Source organism: Nonomuraea rosea, from assembly GCF_039539705.1.
Classification (GTDB): domain Bacteria; phylum Actinomycetota; class Actinomycetes; order Streptosporangiales; family Streptosporangiaceae; genus Nonomuraea; species Nonomuraea rosea.
On sequence record NZ_BAABDQ010000013.1, the window covers coordinates 176,371 to 193,814 of the forward strand.

A 17,444-nucleotide genomic window follows, 5' to 3' on the forward strand; every position below is an offset into this window, starting at 1 on the left:
TTGCTAACACCCCTGCTAACACGGGTCCTCCCTCACTCTCCGATCGCTTCGGCGAAGATGTCGGCGGCTGAGGCTTCGGCGGCGCGGACCACGTGGGCGTAGACCCGCAGGGTGATCGAGGGGTCGGCGTGGCCGAGCCGGGCCGCGACGACATGGACCGGGACGCCGGCCAGGAGCAGAGTCGTCGCGTGGATGTGGCGTAGGTCGTGAAGCCGTGCGTGTGGCAACGGCGTGCGGGGGTTTGCCTGGTTGTATCGCTTGGTCAGGATCGGGAAGAGCGAGCTGAGCGTGTCGGGGTGAACGGGCTCGCCCCATCCGGTGGTGAACACGTGATCGCCCGTACCGCGCCACTCAGGACCGAGCTGGAGCTTGTCTGCGGCCTGCTGAGAGCGCTGTGTACGGAAGACCTGCGACGTACGCGCGTCGAGGCTCACAACGCGCTTACGGCCACTCTTGGTGGTTCCCTCGACACGCTTACCGTCGATGAACGAGGCCGAGCCGCGAATGGTGATCTGCTTGCCATCGAGATCGACGTCAGACCAGCGAAGGTGCAGGAGTTCGCCGCGCCGGGCACCGGTGTAGGCCGCGACGTGAAAGAAGGGCCATAGCCGGTGCTCGCGAGCAGCGAGGAGGAACGTCTTGAGCTGGTCCGTAGTCCAGACGGTGCCGGGCTCGCTGATCTCCCGACGGGGGCGCTTGGCCTTCTCGACCGGACTGGACGACAGGATCTCGTCGACGTTCACAGCATCGCGGAATGCCTTTCGGAGCACGGCGTGGACGTAGTCGACCGTGCGCGCGGAGAGCGGTCGTCCGTTCTTGCCGCCGCCGGCCCGCAGATCCCGATACAGCTTGGTGATCGTGGAGGCCCGAACAGCCTGTAGGCGCAGGGTGCCGATGTGGGGCTTGATGTATCGGTCGATGATGTGCCGGTAGTCGGCGAGGGTCTTGGGCTTGATCTCGACGGCGTGGGCCTCGATCCACTCATCGAGGTATTCGCGGACGGTGATCGTGTTGCGGTCGACGTACTCACCGCGTCGGGCTTTGACCCGTGCTTCGTCTCGGGCCGCCTTGGCGTCGTCCTCGGTGGTGAAGCCGCCCACCCATCGGGGCTTGCTCTCCCCCGTTTCGGAGTCTCGCACCCTGATCACGTACGACCAGGTAGTACCGCGCTTCATCACACCGTCGCGCAACCTGGGTGCCTTCTTCTTGCGGGGCTGCTCGTCTGGTGCGCCGACGAGGGTCTTGGTCATACGGCGGCCTCCTTCCTGGTCAGGTGAGTGATGTAGTCCGTCAGCGCCGTAACGGGGACGCGGCGGGATCCGTCGATGCGGATGGAGCCGACTGCGCCGGAGGCGAGCAGTTGGTAGAGCTTGCTGCGGGAGATGGCCAGGACCTGGGCGGCTTCTGGCACGGTGAGAAGGAGCCGGGTCATAGGCGGTTCGTTCCGGCTTGCTGCGGCATCGCCATTGGTGTTCTGGTGAGAGCCGCGGCGAGGAGTTGATCTCCCGCTGAATAGCCCTTGCCTGCGTACTCCCATTCGCTGATCACGAGGATGGTGTCCTCGTCGAAGAGCGGCAGGCGTCCGTGAGTGATCTCTTCGGTTTGAACGAAGCGTTCTCTGGCTGCTCGGAGCTCGCCGAGGGTGGTGGAGTAGCGGCGGGAGCGAGTGGAGAAGTGGCCGCGGAAGCCGAGCATGTGGGCCCAGTCGGCGAGCCGGAGTTCGGCCAGGTCCGGCAGGGTGCCGAGGTGCATGCAGGTGGCGATGAGGCGGTGGGCGTGGTTGCGGAGGTTGAAGGCGTCGAGATCGTCGAGGGGGTTGATGCGGCGGTCGAGGGTGCCGACGCATTCGGCGGCTTTGGTGGCGTACTTGGCGATGTAGCCGGCGACGGCTTGTTCAGTCAGGTCGCCGTCCAGGGTGATGGGTCGGACGTCGAGCTGGGCGCCCCAGCGCAGGACTCGCTCAGGCTGGTCTTCGTAGGCCGGGGCGGTGGCCGAGACGGCCTTGGTCGCGTGCTGGATGGCGTGGGTCAGGGCGTCGGCGGTGGCCCAGGCCGGAGGCGGGAACGCTGGTCCGTCGGAGCTGTCGAGGCGGATGACGGCGTGGAAGTGGACGACGCCGCGGCGTTGGTATTCGGCGACCTTGGCGAAGGAGAGGGTGAGGTGGTGGCGTAGTTCTTTGAGTGGGAGGCCGGCGTGTTTGGCGAGGTGGCGGCGTACGGCGTCGGCGAAGCGCTTCCACAGCAGCGGGGCCAGGGCGTTGAACAGGACGGAGCCGGTGTAGTCGTAGCAGTCCGGGCAGAGCGGTTCGCCGAGGCGCGGGTCGTCTTTGCTGTGCCGGGTGGTGCAGGTCATGGCGCGGCCGTGCGGGCAGGTGGGCGTGTTGCGGCGGGCGTGGCAGGGCTGGACCTTGCCGTTCTTCTCACGGCGCGTATGGACCGTTCCAAAACTTGGCGCGGTGAGAGTGACGAAGAGGGTCGGGTGACCTGTGACTGTTTCGGGGACGCCTTTGCCGCCGATCAGGCCGGCGCGGATGAGCTGGTAGGTGTCGGCGCGGTAGGTCTCGGCGCAGGCCGGGCAGCGGGAGGCGCGGCGGGTCTTGCAGGGCAGGCGCAGGATGCCGTCGGGTTCGTGGCGGGTGGCGTAGCGGTGCAGGAGTTGGCCGGTGGCTTGGTCGTAGTGGTCGACCTTGCCGCGCAGGTGGATGGGTTGGCGGCAGCCGCCGGTGTTGCGGACTTGGGTGGCCCAGCGGTCGAAGTCGGGGTGGTTGAGTCGGGTAATCATGCCCGCTTTGGCGTGCGCGGTGGCGTGGGTTGTGGGCAAGATGGTGTCCTCCTTTCGCTCGTTCGGGTGAAGGGATGGCCCTCGACCTGGCGTGTGTCTTGGCGGATGTGCGGCCAGGCCGGGGGCGCTGCGCGTTTATGCGCCGTGGTTGTCGATGCCGGTGCCGTCGCAGTCGCGGCAGCGGTTGTGGTCGGCGTCGAGACCGGTCCCGCTGCAGGTGCAGCAGCGGTAGTGGATCACCTCGTGCACGTGGTCACTTCCGTTCGCGTGCGGTGGTGGTGAGGTAGATGCGCCAGTGGTGGGCTTGGCCCCGGTCGGGGTAGACGCGTGAGGCGCCGGTCACGGTGAAGTGCTGGCGTAGGCGGAACAGAGCGTCGACGATTTCGGCGCGGGTGCCGTCGAGGCGGATGCGCACGATGGGCCTCCCTCAGGTGTGGTCGGGCTGGATGTAGCCGTAGTAGCTGGCTTCGGCGTCGTGGCGGGCGCGGGCAGCGGCCAGGACTGCCACGGCGCGGTACTCCACCGGCCCGAAGAAGACCGAGGTGGCGTAGTGGCCGTACGGGGAGTCCTCGAAGTCGATCTCCGAGCCGATGCGGGCGGCGATCTGGTCGATCTCGGCGCGCAGGCCGGCGTCGTCGTCCTGCTTGGGGAAGTGGTGCAGGGTGACGCAGGAGGAGACGGGCAGGTCGGGATGGGCTTCCAGGAATGCGGCCAGGTCGAGCAGGCCGTTGATGAGCGCCGAGCGGTGGTTGCTGGTCATCGGTGATCTCCCTTCTGGGTCAGGCGGTGCGCAGGGTGCGCAGCAGGTCTGAGGCGAGTTGGTGGGAGACGCCCAGGTGGGTGCGTAGGGCGTCGCGGGTGATGGGCTTGCCGTGCTTGGTGTGGTGTTCGTCGGCGACACGGCGCGCGTAGTCGACGAGGGCGGGCGCGAGGTCGCCATCCTGTCTGGCCTGGCTGTCCTCCTCGTCGGCGTGTGGGACAAGCTCAGGGACCGGTGAAGAAGCGGCGGCGGGCGGTTCCTGGTGGGTGGCGCGGCGTTCGAGCATCGAGACGGCGATGAGGAACGCTGCGGCCGGGGTGGCGGCGGTGATCCAGCCCCACACGGTCGGGGCGGCTTGGGCGAGGTTGGCGGCCAGCGACAGGATGATGCCGCCGGACAGGACGAGGACGGGCCAGGAGAGCGAGCGCCGGCCTTTGCCGGTCTTCTTGTCGCGTTGGCGTTCGCGGGCGGCCATGACGCAGGTCAGGTCGATGCAGACGGCGACGGCCCAGGACATCCAGCCGGTCTGGCCGTGCTGGCTGGCGGTGTCGCGGATGTGGGTGAACGATCCGGCACCCGCGATGACGGCCAGGACGAGGACCGGGCCGGTGTCGAGCAGCCAGCAGGCGAGGCGTCGCATCGTTTCTCCCTCCCTTGGGTTCAGGCGGTGATGGGGTCGGGCAGGTGGGCGGTGATCTCGTCCCAGGACGGGGTGAGGTGGGCGTGAGTGCGGGCAGCGTGTTCGGCGGCTTGCTCGGTGACGTAGAAGGAGCGGGCGCGGTACCACTGGCCGTCCTGTCCGGCGACGATGGCCACGCCGGGGGTCTCGGCGGCGATGGCGCGAGCGGAGACCAGGGCGGCGGGGTCGAGGTCGCCGAGGGTCATGGTGGCGGTCTCGGGGTCGTTGACGCGGTGGCAGATTCGTCCGGAGCACTGCGCCCGCAGGGCGGTGACGCCGAGGCCGAGGTCGGAGCCGATGCGCTGGCCGCAGCAGAACAGATAGATGCCGAAGGCCCGCCCGAGCTGCGCCACCCGCAGGAGTGCGGTTGAGGTCTTGGCGATCTCGTCCTTCTCGGACTTGTCGGCCATCAGGTACAGCTCGGCAAGCTCGTCCACCAGGACCACGACGGGCGTCGGGCGGATGCCGGGTGGTAGTTGCCAGACGTTGCGGGCCCCGGCCTGGCGGCACAGGCCCATGCGGTCGATCATCAGCGCCACGAGGTTCTCCAGTAGCGCGACGGACTCGGTGCGTGAGGTGGCCAGGGCGGACAGACGCGGGCTGTAGGGGGTGAACTCCACGCCGCCCTTGAGGTCGAAGCCGACCAGCGCGACTGGTTGCGGCGCGAGGCCGACGATGAGGGCGTTGGCGAGGTTGGACTTGCCGGACTGGGTGGCTCCCGCGTTCAGCCAGTGCGGCACGGTTCGGAAGTCGATCGTCCAAGGCCGTCCCGTCTCCAGCCGCCCCACGGTGACCTTGAGCAGCTCATCCGAAGCCGGGAGCTGATCGACCTTGACCAGCGGATCGCGGATGGTCGCCTGGAGCACCACGCGGCCGGGCCGAGGTGAGGAGGCGCGGATGGCATGCACACCCCAGGAGTGCGCGAGTGACTCGGCCGCTTCGGCGTAGTCGCCGGGTGTCTGGCCTTCCAGGGTGTGCAGGGTGACGCGCCAGCCGTGTTGGGTCGGCAGGGGTAGCCACATGAACGGTTTGGTGTCGACGGCGACCCGTTGGAAGCGGCGGCGGACTTTGACCAGGCCGGTGGAGGCGATCGCGCCGGGCACGGTGGTGAACCACCAGCGCTGCCGCTTCTTGGTCAGCCCGCAGCCGAGGGCGACCCGCCGCCAGGACGCCCGGACCGACACGGCGGCGAGCGGGAAGCCGATCACCAGCCAGAACGTGGCGGGGTGCCAGCGGCGCCAGGCCCACAACCCGGCCGCCGTGGCGGCCAGGGCTGCGAGCACCTCCAGCGCGTCACGCATCGGCGGCCTCCCGGGCGAGGAGCAGTGCCGAGGCGCGGTAGGCGATGCCCCACTTGCCGGCGATCTCCCAGACGTAGCCGAGCAGGCCGACCGGGTTGACGGTGTCGCCGACGGTGATGGGCGGTTCGCCGGTGATGCCGATCTTGACGAGTTCGATCCGGCCGAACTCGTCCTCGACGGAGACGGTGACTTCGTAGACGGTGTTGCCGTTCTTGTCGGTCTTGATCTCGCCGGTGTCGCGGTTGAGCACCCGCGGGCGTGGGGCCTTGACGCAGGTAATGGCGAGCTTGCTGGTGTCCACAGGGATCGGGACGGTACGCATGGGCTGTGACCTCCTTATTCGTCCTAGTCAACATAGTTAACCTAGTTGGCTCGGTTGTCAACGTGGTCTCGGTTGGCTTGGTTGGTGTTTCGTGGTGTGATGGACGTGATGGTCAAGAACACCGGGCGCCCCGGCTACCTGCAGATCGCCGATGATCTCCGTGCGCAGATCCGCGGCGGCTCTCTCGCGCCCGGAACTCCGCTGCCGTCAACCGCCCAGCTCGCCGAGCAGTACGACGCCTCGCTGTCGGTGGTGAAGATGGCCGTCGGCATCCTGCGCAACGAGGGCCTGGTGATCGGCCAGCAGGGAAAGGGCGTGTTCGTCAATGATCCCGGCGAGGCTTCCCCCGCCGACGACGTGGCCGGCGAGGTGGCCGAGCTGCGGTCCGCCGTACAAGAGCTGTCGGTACGGCTGTCGCGGGTCGAGGAGCAGTTGGCTACGTCCACGAAACCCCGTTCCGGACGTAGCAGCCGGTAACCTTCCGGGCCAGGACGGCCGAGACCCCGTCCGGGCGGCGCCGCAGGTTCAGCGCCTTGTCCTCGCGGCGGATGCCGACCAGGACCGCTACGTAGCCGACCAGCAGGATGACGCCGAGCAGCCCGGCGACGATCAGCGCGATCACGTCCACGTCACCCCCGCCATGGCGATGCGACGCGGACCGCGCGGAGGACGACGAGTCTCATCCCGCCGCACGCCCTCCCGGCGCTTGGCCGTCTGCTTCTTGATCCAGCGATCCCGGGCTCGGCACTTGCGGCACCGCGTCTGGCCCTCCTCCAGGCCGGCGCTGCACTCACAGGCGGGCTCGGGGTAGATCTGCTCAGTCATGTGATCACCTCTCCTTCCGGTCGCTCCGGTGTTGCCGTGTGACACCAAGATTGCGACGGAGAGTTAGGACGAGATCACTACACGACGGGACATGTTCAAGACGTCCGTCCTACGATGTGCAGGTCCCCGGACGTCCTCCTGAGCAGGTGACATGGCGAACGAGAGGTTGCGAGCGGCCCTGTTGCAGCGCGGCGTGAGCATCGTCGAACTGGCGGAGGCCATAGCGGTCGACCCCAAAACGGTCGAACGGTGGGTGACCAAGTCCCGCGCGCCATACCGAAAGCATCGCTTTGCGGTGGCTTCGTACCTCGATACCGAGGAAACCTACCTCTGGCCGGAGGCGCTGACCCGCGACCAGGTCGCCTCAGCATCCGAGAGCGAGATCGTCACCGTCTACCCGCACCGCTGGGCCGTCCCCCGGGACGTGTGGGGACGACTGTTCTCCGCAGCCTCCGAGGAGATCGGCGTGCTCGTCTACAGCGGGCTTTTTCTCGCCGACGACGCCGGGATGCTGCGCATGTTCGGCGAGAAGGCCGACGCGGGCGTACGTGTGCGCATCCTGCTCGGCGATCCGGACTGCGCGGAGGTGGCCCAGCGCGGCAAGGACGAGGGCATCGACGACGGCATGGCCTTCAAGATCCGCAACGTCCTCGTCCTGTACCGATCACTGCGGGAGCGCGCCAACGTCGAGTTCCGCCTGCACTCCACCGTGCTGTACAACTCGATCTACCGCGCCGACGATCAGTTCCTCGTCAACACCCACGTGTACGGCGTCCCCGCGGGCAACGCGCCCGTCTTCCACCTGCGCAAAGTGGTCGGCGGGGACATGGTCACCACCTACGCCACCAGCTTCGAACGGGTCTGGGACGGCGCCCGGCCGATAGGGTCCTGAGCCATGGCCAAGCGGATCGACTACTACGACGACCCCGACGCCCCGGTCCCCAACAGCCTGGTGCCGTCCGTGAACGTCATCGTCATCAACGCCTCAGGTGAGGTGTTGATGATCCGGCGTACCGACAACGACAACTGGGCCGTACCCGGCGGTGCCATCGACCTGGGCGAGTCGATCCCGCAGGCCGCCGTACGCGAGACTCTCGAAGAGACGGGGATTGTCTGCGAGATCACCGGCCTGGCCGGCACCTACAGCGACCCCCGGCACGTGATCCTCTACACCTCCAACGGCGAAGCCCGCCAGGAGTTCTCGATCGTCCTGACGGGCCGGGCGGTCAGCGGTCAGCCGACGCCGAGCGACGAGTCCCGCGAGGTCCGCTGGATATCTCGCGAGCAGGTCAGGTCCTTGCGGATGGACCGCTCAATGCGGATGCGGATCGAGCACTATCTAGCCGGTACCGCCCTGCCGTACATCGGCTAGCGCCGCCTCCACCGCCCGCACCGCCGCCAGGATGCATGGCGTCGAAGCGGTGATCGAGCGACTGACCAGGTGTTCCGGGCCATATCGAGAGTGGATCTCCGCCAGCCGGTCAGCGGCGGTGAGGTGGCTCCCGTCAGGGCCGGTGGTCATGTCACAGTAGGTCAGGGCCTGGACCAGTTCCGGGCGTTCCTCGTCGAACTCTGTCGTGAGTTCGGTGAACAGGGAGCGTTCAAGCGCCTCGTTGACGGCGCAGGAGTGGTGCGCCACCAGGCGGCAGAGCGTGTCGTCGGCCTGGTAGATGTCGCGCAGATAGCGTGCTCCATCTAGCGGGTGGAAGCCCGTCGCGACCAGGTTGGGCGCGTACCCAATGTCGTGCAGGTATGCGGCGGCGGTCAGGGTGTCTGCCTCGTCGCCGAGGATGGATGCCAGTGACAGGGCGCGGGCGGCTACCCCTTGAGTGTGCGCCCAGCGCCGGGGCAGGGTCGTCTCCAGCAGGTCTTTGGCGAGGTCATGAGCCCATTCAGCTTGTCCCACGCTGTTCACGATAGGCACATGTCGCCCGGATCGAGCCAGCAGGCCCCGCAGGACGTCCTAGGACGTCTCACCCCGCACAAAGCGCCCGCGGCCGTGCTCGGCCACCACCAACCCCTCACGCTCCAGCAACCCGAGCGCCTGCCGGACGGTGTTGCGCGAGGCCCCATACCGCCGCCGAAGGGCCAGTTCGCTCGGCAACGCCGACCCTGTGACCAGTTCGCCGTGGCTGATCTGCTCGCGCAGGTCGCCCGCGATCAGTTGATAGCGGTAGACGCCATCGGGCGTCGCGGCGCCTGCCGTGACGACACGTCCCTTGGACGGGACCGTCACGATCAGCCCTTCCTCCTCCAGGAGGGCCAGTCCGCGGCGCGCGGTATTGCGGGCGACGCCGAACTCCCGGCACAACTTCGCCTCCGATGGCAGCACACTGCCCGCCGCGTACTCGCCGGCCACGATGCGATCCCGAAGCCGGTCGGCCAGCTGCGTATAGACGCGCCAGCCGGTCAACCACGCGCGCCCGTCGGACATCGCTCGTCCATCCGTCAGGAGCGGTAGGCGTCGGCGATGCGGTTCAGGTCCACGCCGAGTTCGCCTTGCTCGCCCTCGTTCCAGCCGTCCCGCGCGGCCTGGACGATCCGTTCGACCGCTACCGGCAGACGCAGCGAGCTGACCCGCTCGTCACCCTGGTCGCCCCAGTAGAACCAGCAGAACGCCAGGTGGGCGAAGACGCGGCGGACACGGAACCGGCTGTCGGTGACATCGAGACCGGGCCGCCCGTCCTCGCCGATCACGAGCACCGCCGCGATCTCCTGCTTGCTGAGCTCGTCCCGTAGCGCTGTCAGCAGCCGCTCAGCGTAGGCGTTCTGCTGTTCCTTGATGCTCTTCATGAACGGGCTGTCCCTTCGCCGTCACCGGTTGTGTAGGACGAGATTCGCGCGTCGGATGGAACCTCTACACCGCAACTCGGGGACGTCTAGGGACGTCTCGTGTTAGCTTCGCAGGCAGAACGGCTGACCTCGCGGAAGGTGCGCCCCTTGAACGACAACCTGCGCCACGCGCTCACCAACGCCCGCCTCCAGCCCGTGGACGTCGCCGCGCACTTGGCCGTCGACCCCAAGACCGTGCACCGATGGCTGAAGGGCCGCATCCCCTACCCGCGCCACCGCTGGGCCATCGCCGACCTCCTTCACCTCGACGAAGCCGACCTCTGGCCCGAACTCGCCCAGCAACACCGCGCCATCTCCGACGAGGTCCAGGCCATCTACCCGCACCGCTGGAGCGTCCCCCAAGCCACCTGGCGACACCTCTTCCAGTCAGCCGCACGCGAGATCGGCATCCTCACCTACAGCGGCCTGTTCCTCGCCGAGGACACCGGCATCATCCGCCTTCTCGCGGCACAAGCCCGATCAGGCGTGAGAGTCCGCATCCTGCTCGGCGACGCAGGCGCCCTTGAGGTGGCAACCCGCGGAATCGACGAGGCCATCGGCCCGACCGTCATGGCCGCACGCGTCACCAACGCCCTCACCCTGTACAAGCCCCTTATCGGCGCTGACAACGCGGAAATCCGCCTCCATGAGACCGTCCTGTACAACTCCATCTACCGCGCAGACGACGACCTGCTCATCAATGCCCACGCCTACGGCACGCCCGCAGCCCAAGCCCCAGTCATCCACCTGCGCCTCACCGAACCACAGGCAGCCGCAGCGACCTACCTGAACAGCTTCGAACGAGTCTGGGACGCCGCAAAACCTCACGCAGAACGGGCATAAGCTCACATCACGGAGCTGCACCAAGATCCGAAAGCAACTTATCTGTACGTCATCAAGGGCGTGCCGCCTGCGGCGTCCCGCCGGGCGGTCGCTGGCCGCGCTGCGGCTCTTCGGCCGGTCGCGACCAGCGCCGCCTGAGCTGCGGCGAAGCGTGACCACACACTATGAATACCCACGGTTTCAGACCGTGTCACGGTGATTGCCTATAGGCGGCGGCAATCTCTGACTCCGAGAGGAAGCGAATGTTGTAGCCTGAGCGTTTCGGGAACAAAAGCCCCTGGCCAGCCTTCACGGTATGGAGCGCTGAAGAGCTTCCTGATACGAAGATTAGTAGAACGCCATACCTGGAGCGCTCTGGATTTTCGATTGGAAAAATACGGAAGTCTGGAACGGGAGAGACTAAGCTACTAATTATACTCGGAAGTCGGCCGACGCTCTCATCGCCAAAATGTACATCTGTCATAGCTGTTGCTTGACCCTGTTTATCTGAAACGATCCCTACGAGGATTACTCCACCGGAACCGTTGGCGAAGGCGGCGACGTCCGTAGCCAGATGGCGCTTGCTCCTTTCGCTTGTATCATAGATTTGAGATCTAAATTCAAGATCGTGCGCTTCCATGTCTCCAGCGGATACCATCTCAGCAATATCGGCGTATGAGATATGGGTTGAGTCGGATTTCGTTAGTCGTGCGTATCCAGCGGACGGCGAAAATATTCCACCTAGTGGCTGGAGTACGATGTCATTGCGGACGGGATCGAAATCCATTGCGCTTTGATGTGGCGCTGCTTGCAGTGGAGTTCCTGTCGATTCCTGCTGTAGAGCTCCTGAAGCGGCTGCAGGGTCTTGTGCATCGCGTATGGCTACCCACAGTTCTCGGAAAGGTTGGACGTCTCCGCCTAAAGCTTCCACCACGCGGTCCAGTTGCTCCCGTCGTGGAAGTTTTCGGCATTGGAGTACCATATGAACTGTTGTGTGGCTGATCTGTCTGTTTGTGCGAGTGGCGATAGATCTGGTGCTAGGTTCTCCGGCCTGCCGGTGCAGGTGCTTGAGTTGCTTGCGCAGATCATCAAGCAGTGCGGTCACTAGTGGAGGCTGATGGCTCATAGTGATCCGAGCATGCCACACTGTCAGAAATTGTAAAAGTCACCCGAATTGATCGCCTGTGCGCGTTCGCTATGTGTAACTAGTCGTCAGCGGTTGTATTGGTATGTATGTATGCGTTGTGTACTGTACGGAAGCGTTCGTGAGCTGTCAGTGATGCTCCAGCCTGGGCGAAGCTAGTTGTGGCCGGTCCATAAGAACCGTCCTCGCCGACCCGTCCAACTTCCGTGCTTCCTCTTTGGCATGGATGTCCGGATGGAGTCCCGTCACGAAAAGGCAACGCCCATGACGGCCCTGAGTCCAACCTTCCTTGCGCTCTTGATCTTCCTTCTGATCGCCGCCTGCGCCTGTGTTTACGTCGGTTCCAACAATCCAGGTCGCCGCTCCCGTGCATGGAAGCTTCTGGAGCTCATGCTTCGCTACCAGAAACGCAAGCGGTAGCTGCAACGAAAGTGTGATTCCGGGGAGATGCTCTTAGTGATCTCCCCGGAACATTGCAGCAGTTGCCGGGCCACATCGATTAGAGATGTCAGAAGGGCACGTCAACGCGGAGTCACGATCATCGCCGATGCGGCAGGCTATAGAATCCAAGTGGTCAGGGCCGTGACGATCGCCGACTCCGGACCTCGCCGTAGACAGCTGGGGCGATCGGCTGCCGCGGCCCTCCTTCGTCGGGCCTTGCCACCGGATATCGCTGTCGAGGTGACAGCATGGCTGACAGCAACGTCCCCACACGCCGACGCATCCAAGCCACCTTCTACACGCGTCTGACCAGGGTGGCGATCAGTCGAGCAGGGTGAACGGTCCGCCTGAAAAGCGGAAGGTCGACGCTTGTCGAACAGCATCCGACAGTAGCTCACGCGAGAGTCAGGGAAGCGGGAGCAAGTGTCTGGATCAGGCTCATGTTTGTGAACGTCACGGCCGCACCACTGTCGCGGAGCAACAGGACCTCTAGACCTTTGTCCGGCGTCGCTAGGTGCGAGATCGGAACCTAATCCCCGGTTCCAGCATCTTCGATCGGAGGAGGAGAGATTGTCGGAGCTGGCCGATAGCGTCAGCGAATCTCCTCCGCCCCCAAGTCCAAGGAACCGGACCGATGCCAGCGCGAAACCGCATACCTCTGCCGATAGGTACACAGCTGGGGGTCTTCGAGGTCGTCTCGCTTCCATTCCCCCTGCTGGTGCCGGGGCGCAGCGGGCAATCCCAGACGCGCAACCGTTACTTCGTGCGGCTGCGGTGCACGGGCCCTGACTGCGAATGGGAAGATGATGTCCGGGAGGACGATCTGGAGCGGCGCAAGACCGCAGCATGCGGTTTCTGCTACATCAGCCTCGACGTAGACCCCGAGGCGAGGATTCACGTAGAGCGCGTATGGAAGGGTCGCCCGCAGACGTACGACCGCTACCGCTATCACGGGAAGTCCTATGACCGTCTCCATAGAATCTGGGCAAACATGCGCGAACGATGCTCAAACCCGACCTCTGAGAAGTGGAAGCGCTACGGAGGCCGCGGAATAACGGTGGATCCAGGCTGGGAGAACTTCCGTGCGTTCGAGGCATGGGCCCTGGAGAACGGCTACGCAGACGGCCTTACCATCGACCGGATCAACAACGACCGCGGGTACGAGCCGGGCAACTGCCGATGGGTCACTGATTTAGAGAACCTACTGAACCGCGCCAGGTATCTCCCAACGCCACTCCACGAGGCTCTGGAGGCACGTGCCGCCGTAGATGATGTCGATACCTATTCCGTGATTCGAGTGGCCCTCGAAGCGCTGCGCGCCGAGAGGGAGCAAATCTCATGACGACCTCAGCGACACCGACCGGCGGGAGTGAGATGTTTCCGCCCCCTGGCCGTGGTGCCAGGGTCGGGTTCACCTCTGGTCGCCTGACGGTCGTGGAGGTCCTGGACCTCCGACCGGCGCTCTTCGCGCGAGGGAACGAGCGCTGGGTCCTGGTCGAATGCTCCTGCCATGACCGGACTCGAAAGGAGCTTCGATGGGGCAGCGTGCGCAGCAGCAACACGCGAAGCTGCGGATGCCTCGACGCCGAGAGCCGACGGGCCAGGCGCCGCACCCACGGTGAGTCTGAGACGCCGCTCTACCGGGCCTGGTCCGCTATGAAGCAGCGCTGCTCCAACCCCAACATCAGGGGAGCTCATCGTTACTCCGGACGGGGGATCACGGTCTGCACGGAGTGGGTCAACAGCTTCGAGAAGTTCCGGGACTGGGCAATGAGGCACGGCTATGTCGAAGGCAAGGAGCTCGACCGAATCGACAATGATCTCGGCTACTCGCCCGACAACTGCCGCTGGGTTACCAAGCTGGAGAACCTCGACAACCGGTCGAAGTACCTCCCTCTCGACTTGGAAGCATGGCTCCATGAGCACGCGCGACAGCTCGCCTGCACGCCGTACGAGGTCATCAAGCAGGCACTGGAGTCTTACCTCGGGGTTTCACGGGTGGATCGTGCTGATCTTGCGTGAATGTCGCGACCGCAGCACTTAAGGTCATTGGCTCCCAACTGTTTCCTCGGGAGTAGGTGGGCTTGGACGTGCCAGCGGTGGGTGATGCTGTCGACCTCGGTGAGTCCTGAGCCCTTCTCGTGAATCGCCATGAAGCGATCTCCTACTCTGTTCCGTTGCTGTTCCGTGGGAGCACCGGAACCAGCGACAAGTAATGCGAAGTGCTCGCAAGCGTAATCCCTGCTCAGCTACATGATCGAGTCGGTTTCCCAGGTGGCGTGCTATGGCATCGGAGATCACCCAGATCTACGAGGGCATCAGCTAGATTCAGCGCCTGGTGCGGTGCCAGATCTTGCCATCGGGTCTGTCCTGCGTGCCGGGCATCGTAGGGTGACGCTCCCAGGACGAAAGGATCATCGTGCCGCAGTGCTCCCGGTTATCGCGATCAGCACTGTTGGTGTGGGTGGCGGGTGCGGCCGTCGCCGTCTTGCCGACCTGGGAACTGGGGCGCGAGCCACTCGATCGTGAGGAGACCATCGGAGCCTCTGGGGATATCTATGGGCTCGTGTGCCTGTTCAACGGTGGAACGACGCTGTCACCGCTTGCTCCGCTGCGCCGTGATCTCCAAGCGGTCATGGAGACCACGGAGGGGTGGGCGTTTCCGGCTCTCGTGGTCCTTCTCGGGCTCCTCGCGTGTCTCGGCCGTAGGGATCCTGGGGTGATAGGCCGACGGGTGGTGGGGCTCCTCGTCCTGATTGCGGTCATCGAACCTCTCGCTTCGTTGTCCAGCTATCGGAGAGGCTGCGGTGAGGCGATCTCTCTGTTCAGCGCCGGCTGGTTCAGGGAGGCGGCCGGCGGGTGGGGGATCACTCAGCTGTGTCTCGTGGTGGCCGCAGTGCTGGTGTTCGCCGCGTCGCGGGTGATGCGGTCCGTCACCGGGGACGAGTCGGAGGAATCACAGGCCGGGATGGTGTGGCGTCGGCCGGTGGCGGCCCTGGTCGACTATCTGATCGTTGTTGCGGTCCTCAGCGCTGTCGTGGGGGCGGCCTGGCCCTTGATCGACGTCGGCTTCAAAGTCCATATGGGAGCTGGACTTCTGGAGCGGGCCGACGCGTACGTGTTCCGGAGCAGCCCGAGGCCCGCGGAATTGGCCATCTTGGCCGGGTTGTTCCTTTACTCCTGGGTGCAGCACGCTCTGTGGGGGCGAACGCTGGGCAAGCGACTGCTGGGCATTCGGATCATCGCCGCGCGGACGGGCGGACGGCTGGGCGCGGGCAGGACCGCGCTCCGCGTGCTGGTCTTCCCTCTGCTCGCCTTCGTCCCCGACGTCGGGTTGTGGTGTCTCCTCGTGGGCGGGCTGTGGATACTCCTCGATCAAGATGGCCGGGTTCTTTATGACCGCTTGCTGGGCGCCGCAGTGGTGCGCGACCGGGCGAAGCGCGCTCAGCCGCAGACCTGACCCGACATCATTTGCGTGGTCTTGCTAACGCGGATGCTAACCACAGGTCTGCACGGCTATGGACGATCATGGATTGAGAGACCTCACAGAGCCTGGCCGAGCAGGCCTGGAAGACGGGTTCGGACGGTCCTAGATGATTGTGTTCTCACTACGGATCAGAAGGTTACGGGTTCAACTCCTGTCGGCCGCGCACAGTTTGACCAGGGAGTTCCTTGATTACAAGGGGCTCCCTTCGTCGTTTCCAGGGGCCGACAGCAGCAACGCGCGCTTGTTCACTGAGGTTCGCCCCTCGACGTGCCCGCCGTCGCCCGCGAGGCGGTAGAAGAACATGGCCAGGCGCATGCGGTGGCGAGGATCGCGTACGTCGCTCGCGAACAGCACCCGGATGCCGCTCCTGCCGAAGACGCGGAGCAGATACTCCCGCGACGGCGGCTCGATCTGCTCCTCCGGAGCCGTCGTACGGCACGCGGTCACGAACTGAGCGACGAAAGTGCGCAGCGCTCGGATGACTCCGAACGGCCACCCCGACCCCTCCGGAGTCATCCGGATACGTTCGGAAACAGTGGACATGCGGAGCGTAACCAACGCATGATCGAGCCCGGCCCACCCACAAGCCACACAAACCCCACGGTGCCCAACAGGCCTCACCAAGGTCGGAAAGTGTGCGAATCAGAATAAATCACCGACTCTCCGGAAGCTCCTACAGGGAGCCATACCGAGGCGTTATGGGAGACTTGACCCGCATGGCCGGTCATGGTTGAGTGCGACAACGTGACGCATAGACATGAATCAAAACGACTCAGACAATGAATCAGATGAACCAGCTCCACCGGATCGGGGACCCATGGACGACCTCGCGGCTGAAGCGGGGAGGCACCGCACCAGGCGGCAGCGGCTGGCGACAGAGCTCCGGCGCCTGCGCGACCTCGCCGGCATCTCAGGGCGGGACCTCGCTCGCCGCATCGGCATCAGCCAGTCCAAGGTCTCCCGGATCGAGTCCGGCAGCGTGATCCCTTCTCTGCCGGAGGTCACGGCCTGGAGCGAGGCGGTGGAGGCGCCGGCTCAGACCCGGGAGTTGCTCACCGACCTGACGGAGGCCGCGTTCACCGAGATGCACACCTGGCGCGCGGCCCTGCAGCAGCAGACGCACCTCCAGGACGACATCCGTGACCAGGAGGACCAGGCGCAACTGCTCCGGGTCTTCCAGCCGGCGATCGTTCCAGGCCTGCTGCAGACCGCCGAATACGCCCGCCGTGTCTTCTCGCTGTTCGACCCGCCCTACTCGGAGGGCGACCTGCCCATGGTCGTCGCGGCGCGGCTGCAACGTCAGCTCGCGCTGTACGACGAGAGCAGGAAGTTCGAATTCATCCTCACGGAGGCGGCGCTGCGGGTCCGGCCGGGACCGGTGCGGCTGCTGCTGGCGCAGCTCGACCGCGTCGCGACGCTGAGCACGCTGGAGAACGTCAGGGTCGGGGTGATTCCCCAGGACGCGGAATCGGCCGTGTGCCCCCCGCACGGATTCACGCTCTACGAAAGTGACAGCAGCACGGGAGACAGTTTCGTGGAAGTAGAGGTCACGCATATGAGGTTGATCGTGCGCGGCGCCGAGGACGTGGCGACGTACCGGCGGCAATGGTCGCTGCTCGGCGAGATGGCTCTTTACGGCGATGCGGCGCGGGAGTTTCTCGCGCGGCTGGGCGCCGACATTCGTGCCATGGCCCGATGACCCGCCATGGACGTCCGACCGGCCCTGGGGCGCGCCCGACGGGGGCCCTCCCCGAGGCCGGGGAGGGCGCCGCGGTCCGCGGGCCGCGGCGCCTCTCCTAGGAGCGGCCTTTTCCAGGCCAGGTGAACCTGGAATCAGGCCAGGTCGAATTCTCCGGCGTACACGCCGGAGAGGAAGGCGTTCCACTCCGCGGCGCTGAAGTGGAGCACGGGCCCGCACGGGTCCTTGGAGTCACGTACGGCGACCCGATTACGGTCGATAGCCACCTCGACGCAGCCGCCACCGTGGTCGCTGAAGGTGGCCTTGTACCACGCGATGCCCGGCGACTTGTTGCCCTTGGCCTCGTTCATT

General features: G+C 65.5%; 24 protein-coding genes. 8 read left to right on the forward strand and 16 right to left on the reverse strand.

The window, feature by feature from the left end:
- Positions 1–32 precede the first annotated feature (32 nt).
- The 8 genes from ABEA43_RS28755 to ABEA43_RS28790 form a co-directional block, all read right to left on the reverse strand.
- Positions 33–1,250 (reverse strand): tyrosine-type recombinase/integrase, encoded by a 1,218-nt coding sequence (locus tag ABEA43_RS28755; RefSeq protein WP_345566605.1) that lies wholly within the window; start codon positions 1,248–1,250, stop codon positions 33–35.
- The gene (locus ABEA43_RS28760; protein ID WP_345566607.1) at positions 1,247–1,432 is read right to left on the reverse strand and encodes a helix-turn-helix domain-containing protein; all 186 of its coding nucleotides are present in this window, start codon (positions 1,430–1,432) and stop codon (positions 1,247–1,249) included. Before ABEA43_RS28760 ends, ABEA43_RS28755 begins: the two co-directional genes overlap by 4 nt.
- On the reverse strand, positions 1,429–2,781 hold the full coding sequence (locus tag ABEA43_RS28765; protein ID WP_425570379.1) for a replication initiator: 1,353 nt from the start codon (positions 2,779–2,781) through the stop codon (positions 1,429–1,431). Before ABEA43_RS28765 ends, ABEA43_RS28760 begins: the two co-directional genes overlap by 4 nt.
- A 253-nt stretch (positions 2,782–3,034) precedes the next feature.
- Positions 3,035–3,196 carry a DUF3970 family protein gene (locus ABEA43_RS28770; RefSeq protein WP_345566610.1) on the reverse strand — a complete coding sequence of 54 codons (162 nt, stop codon included), beginning with the start codon at positions 3,194–3,196 and terminating at the stop codon, positions 3,035–3,037.
- A 12-nt stretch (positions 3,197–3,208) separates the two neighbouring features.
- Positions 3,209–3,541 carry a hypothetical protein gene (locus ABEA43_RS28775; protein ID WP_345566612.1) on the reverse strand — a complete coding sequence of 111 codons (333 nt, stop codon included), beginning with the start codon at positions 3,539–3,541 and terminating at the stop codon, positions 3,209–3,211.
- 19 nt (positions 3,542–3,560) lie between these two features.
- Complete coding sequence (locus tag ABEA43_RS28780; RefSeq protein WP_345566614.1) at positions 3,561–4,181, reverse strand: DUF2637 domain-containing protein; 621 nt, start codon at positions 4,179–4,181, stop codon at positions 3,561–3,563.
- A gap of 20 nt (positions 4,182–4,201) precedes the next feature.
- Complete coding sequence (locus ABEA43_RS28785) at positions 4,202–5,521, reverse strand: FtsK/SpoIIIE domain-containing protein (protein ID WP_345566616.1); 1,320 nt, start codon at positions 5,519–5,521, stop codon at positions 4,202–4,204.
- Positions 5,514–5,843, reverse strand: a complete 330-nt coding sequence (locus ABEA43_RS28790) for an SCO3933 family regulatory protein (protein ID WP_345566618.1) — start codon at positions 5,841–5,843, stop codon at positions 5,514–5,516. Before ABEA43_RS28790 ends, ABEA43_RS28785 begins: the two co-directional genes overlap by 8 nt.
- Before the next feature lie 99 nt (positions 5,844–5,942).
- Between ABEA43_RS28790 and ABEA43_RS28795 the strand changes: the two genes are divergently transcribed.
- Entirely contained in the window at positions 5,943–6,320 is a 378-nt protein-coding gene (locus tag ABEA43_RS28795; protein WP_345566619.1) for a GntR family transcriptional regulator, read from the forward strand.
- On the opposite strand, the gene ABEA43_RS28800 is transcribed toward ABEA43_RS28795, so the two are convergent.
- Positions 6,280–6,471 (reverse strand): hypothetical protein, encoded by a 192-nt coding sequence (locus ABEA43_RS28800; RefSeq protein ID WP_425570375.1) that lies wholly within the window; start codon positions 6,469–6,471, stop codon positions 6,280–6,282. The two genes, ABEA43_RS28795 and ABEA43_RS28800, sit on opposite strands and share 41 nt — an antisense overlap.
- Positions 6,462–6,668 (reverse strand): hypothetical protein, encoded by a 207-nt coding sequence (locus ABEA43_RS28805; RefSeq protein ID WP_345566620.1) that lies wholly within the window; start codon positions 6,666–6,668, stop codon positions 6,462–6,464. The genes ABEA43_RS28800 and ABEA43_RS28805 overlap by 10 nt, the downstream gene beginning before the upstream one ends.
- Before the next feature lie 151 nt (positions 6,669–6,819).
- On the opposite strand from ABEA43_RS28805, the gene ABEA43_RS28810 reads away from it, so the two are divergent.
- Together ABEA43_RS28810 and ABEA43_RS28815 are read left to right on the forward strand one after the other, a co-directional pair.
- On the forward strand, positions 6,820–7,560 hold the full coding sequence (locus ABEA43_RS28810; RefSeq protein ID WP_345566622.1) for a helix-turn-helix domain-containing protein: 741 nt from the start codon (positions 6,820–6,822) through the stop codon (positions 7,558–7,560).
- A gap of 3 nt (positions 7,561–7,563) precedes the next feature.
- Positions 7,564–8,040, forward strand: a complete 477-nt coding sequence (locus ABEA43_RS28815) for an NUDIX hydrolase (RefSeq protein WP_345566624.1) — start codon at positions 7,564–7,566, stop codon at positions 8,038–8,040.
- Here ABEA43_RS28815 and ABEA43_RS28820 read toward each other — a convergent pair.
- The 3 genes from ABEA43_RS28820 to ABEA43_RS28830 are packed head-to-tail and all read right to left on the reverse strand — an operon-like array spanning position 8,008 to position 9,461.
- On the reverse strand, positions 8,008–8,574 hold the full coding sequence (locus tag ABEA43_RS28820) for an HD domain-containing protein (RefSeq protein ID WP_345566626.1): 567 nt from the start codon (positions 8,572–8,574) through the stop codon (positions 8,008–8,010). The two genes, ABEA43_RS28815 and ABEA43_RS28820, sit on opposite strands and share 33 nt — an antisense overlap.
- 57 nt (positions 8,575–8,631) lie before the next feature.
- Entirely contained in the window at positions 8,632–9,102 is a 471-nt protein-coding gene (locus tag ABEA43_RS28825; RefSeq protein ID WP_345566627.1) for a GntR family transcriptional regulator, read from the reverse strand.
- Positions 9,103–9,116: 14 nt separating this feature from the next.
- Positions 9,117–9,461 (reverse strand): hypothetical protein, encoded by a 345-nt coding sequence (locus ABEA43_RS28830; protein WP_345566629.1) that lies wholly within the window; start codon positions 9,459–9,461, stop codon positions 9,117–9,119.
- Positions 9,462–9,599: 138 nt separating this feature from the next.
- On the opposite strand from ABEA43_RS28830, the gene ABEA43_RS28835 reads away from it, so the two are divergent.
- Positions 9,600–10,343 (forward strand): phospholipase D-like domain-containing protein, encoded by a 744-nt coding sequence (locus ABEA43_RS28835; protein ID WP_345566630.1) that lies wholly within the window; start codon positions 9,600–9,602, stop codon positions 10,341–10,343.
- Between the two features lie 190 nt (positions 10,344–10,533).
- Here ABEA43_RS28835 and ABEA43_RS28840 read toward each other — a convergent pair whose 3' ends face one another.
- Positions 10,534–11,427 carry an AlbA family DNA-binding domain-containing protein gene (locus ABEA43_RS28840; RefSeq protein ID WP_345566632.1) on the reverse strand — a complete coding sequence of 298 codons (894 nt, stop codon included), beginning with the start codon at positions 11,425–11,427 and terminating at the stop codon, positions 10,534–10,536.
- A 1,114-nt stretch (positions 11,428–12,541) separates the two neighbouring features.
- On the opposite strand from ABEA43_RS28840, the gene ABEA43_RS28845 reads away from it, so the two are divergent.
- The 3 genes from ABEA43_RS28845 (at position 12,542) to ABEA43_RS28855 (ending at position 15,367) form a co-directional block, all read left to right on the forward strand.
- Positions 12,542–13,249, forward strand: a complete 708-nt coding sequence (locus ABEA43_RS28845; protein ID WP_345566633.1) for a hypothetical protein — start codon at positions 12,542–12,544, stop codon at positions 13,247–13,249.
- A 203-nt stretch (positions 13,250–13,452) separates the two neighbouring features.
- Positions 13,453–13,929, forward strand: coding sequence for a hypothetical protein (locus ABEA43_RS28850; RefSeq protein ID WP_345566635.1), 477 nt, complete (start codon positions 13,453–13,455; stop codon positions 13,927–13,929).
- A gap of 442 nt (positions 13,930–14,371) precedes the next feature.
- Positions 14,372–15,367, forward strand: coding sequence for an RDD family protein (locus tag ABEA43_RS28855; protein WP_345566637.1), 996 nt, complete (start codon positions 14,372–14,374; stop codon positions 15,365–15,367).
- A 216-nt stretch (positions 15,368–15,583) separates the two neighbouring features.
- Here the strand turns inward: ABEA43_RS28855 and ABEA43_RS28860 are convergent, their stop codons facing one another.
- Entirely contained in the window at positions 15,584–15,910 is a 327-nt protein-coding gene (locus ABEA43_RS28860) for a hypothetical protein (RefSeq protein WP_345566638.1), read from the reverse strand.
- A 301-nt stretch (positions 15,911–16,211) separates the two neighbouring features.
- Here ABEA43_RS28860 and ABEA43_RS28865 point away from each other — a divergent pair, with 301 nt between their 5' ends.
- On the forward strand, positions 16,212–17,093 hold the full coding sequence (locus ABEA43_RS28865) for a helix-turn-helix domain-containing protein (protein ID WP_345566639.1): 882 nt from the start codon (positions 16,212–16,214) through the stop codon (positions 17,091–17,093).
- A gap of 134 nt (positions 17,094–17,227) precedes the next feature.
- On the opposite strand, the gene ABEA43_RS28870 is transcribed toward ABEA43_RS28865, so the two are convergent.
- The gene (locus tag ABEA43_RS28870; RefSeq protein WP_345566640.1) at positions 17,228–17,443 is read right to left on the reverse strand and encodes a DUF397 domain-containing protein; all 216 of its coding nucleotides are present in this window, start codon (positions 17,441–17,443) and stop codon (positions 17,228–17,230) included.
- Between the last annotated feature and the right edge of the window lies 1 nt (position 17,444).